The following is a 2,005-nucleotide window of genomic DNA, read 5'->3' on the forward strand; positions in this document are numbered from 1 at the left end:
CGGCGGCACCGGCCAGATCTCCGGCAATTTCACCGCCCAGAGCGCCAACGACCTCGCGGTGCTGTTGCGCGCCGGCGCCTTGCCCGCGACGCTGACGGTGATCGAAGAACGCACAGTGGGTCCCGGCCTCGGCCAGGATTCGATCCATGCTGGCAAGGTGGCCGGCATCATCGGTTCTATCCTCGTCGTCGCCTTCATGTTCGTCGCCTATGGCTTCCTCGGTTTCCTCGCCAATATCGCGCTGGCGGTGCACGTGGCGATGATCGTCGGCGTGCTCTCGCTGCTTGGTGCGACGCTGACCTTGCCGGGCATCGCCGGTATCGTGCTGACCATCGGCATGGCAGTCGATTCCAACGTTCTGATCTACGAGCGCATCCGCGAGGAGCGACGCGCGGGCCGCTCCGTGATCCAGGCGATCGATACCGGTTTCACCAAGGCGCTGGCGACCATCGTCGATTCCAACATAACCTCGCTGATCGCCACCGTGGTGCTGTTCTATCTCGGTACCGGGCCGGTGAAGGGCTTTGCCATCACTTATGCGATCGGCATCCTGACAACCGTCTTCACCGCCTTCACCTTCACCCGACTGCTGGTCTCGATCTGGTTGCGCCGGGCACGTCCAAAGGAGTTGCCGCGTGCCCCGGTAACCTTCGTTCCGCCCGGCACCAAGATCCCCTTCATGGGCATCCGTCGCTGGACGTTCACGCTCTCGAGTGCACTTTCGATCCTGTCGGTGGTACTTTTCATGACCGTCGGCATCAATTACGGCATCGATTTCAAGGGTGGTTCGCTGATCGAGGTGCAGGCCAAGAGCGGCAATGCCGATCTCGCCGACCTTCGCGCGCGGCTGACCGAACTCAACATCGGTGAAGTCCAGGTCCAACAGTTCGGTACGCCGAACGACGTGTTGATCCGCGTCGGGACGCAGGATGGTGGCGAGAATGCCGAGCAGACCGTCATCGACAAGGTGCGCGGCGAGTTGCAGGACAGTTATGACTTCCGCCGCGTCGAAGTGGTTGGACCGACGGTTTCAGGCGAACTCGCGAAGCAAGGCACGATCGCCATGCTGATCGCGCTGCTTGGCATCCTGATCTATGTCTGGTTCCGCTTCGAATGGCAGTTCGCTGTCGGCGCCATCGTGGCGACGGTGCACGATGTGGTCATGACGCTTGGCTTCTTCGTCATCAGCGGACTGGAGTTCAACCAGTCATCGCTGGCGGCGATCCTGACCATTATCGGCTATTCGCTGAATGACACGATCGTGGTCTATGACCGCGTTCGCGAGGATCTGCGAAAATACAAACGCATGCCGCTGCCGCAACTCTTGAACAACGCCATCAACGAGACGTTGTCGAGAACGACGCTGACCTCGGTGACGACGATCCTGGCGCTGCTGGCGCTGGTGCTGTTCGGCGGCGAGGTGATCCGCTCGTTCACCATGGCCATGCTGTTCGGCGTCGTCTTCGGCACCTATTCGTCGATCTTCATCGCCGCACCGCTGCTGATCCTGTTCAAGCTGCGGCCGCAGACTACGGCCGACGAGGAGAAGCCGGTCGGTGGCGGCAAGGCGGTCGCGACCTGACGCGCCGCCCCGAAGGGGTGACAAAACGGTGACCAGCAAAGGCATCGTCATCCGCGAGGCGCATTTTCCAGGCCGCGCGCCGATCGAAACCTACGGCAATGGTGGGTTCCGCTTTGCCGACATGTCGCATCGCGGCTCGCTGTTCTGTCTGCCATCCGGCATCCATGGCTGGGAGCCGGCGGATCCCCTGGCGCTGACGGTGGCGGACTTCGACAGGTTGCTGGCCGAAGCCGACAAAGTCGAGATCCTGCTGGTAGGCATGGGTAGGGATCTCAGGCCATTGCCCGCCGCGCTGCGGGCCGCGCTGAAGGCGGCAGGCATTGCGTCCGACCCGATGTCGACCGGTGCCGCGGTGCGGACCTACAACGTCCTTCTGGCGGAAGAGCGCGCCGTGGCCGCCGCGCTGATTGCCGTCGATTGACA

2 protein-coding genes are annotated in these 2,005 nt (G+C 62.6%); both read left to right on the forward strand.

All coding sequences use genetic code 11. The features are described from left to right. On the forward strand, positions 1-1,582 hold a 1,582-nt coding region (gene secF / locus EN935_RS33300; RefSeq protein ID WP_127374090.1), incomplete at its 5' end, for a protein translocase subunit SecF. 28 nt (positions 1,583-1,610) lie between these two features. Then, a complete protein-coding gene (locus EN935_RS33305) occupies positions 1,611-2,003 on the forward strand; it encodes an Mth938-like domain-containing protein (protein ID WP_127264616.1) in 393 nt (130 codons plus the stop codon). The last annotated feature ends 2 nt before the right edge of the window (positions 2,004-2,005 follow it).

It is taken from the genome of Mesorhizobium sp. M7D.F.Ca.US.004.03.1.1 (assembly GCF_003998635.1).
Taxonomy (GTDB): domain Bacteria; phylum Pseudomonadota; class Alphaproteobacteria; order Rhizobiales; family Rhizobiaceae; genus Mesorhizobium; species Mesorhizobium loti.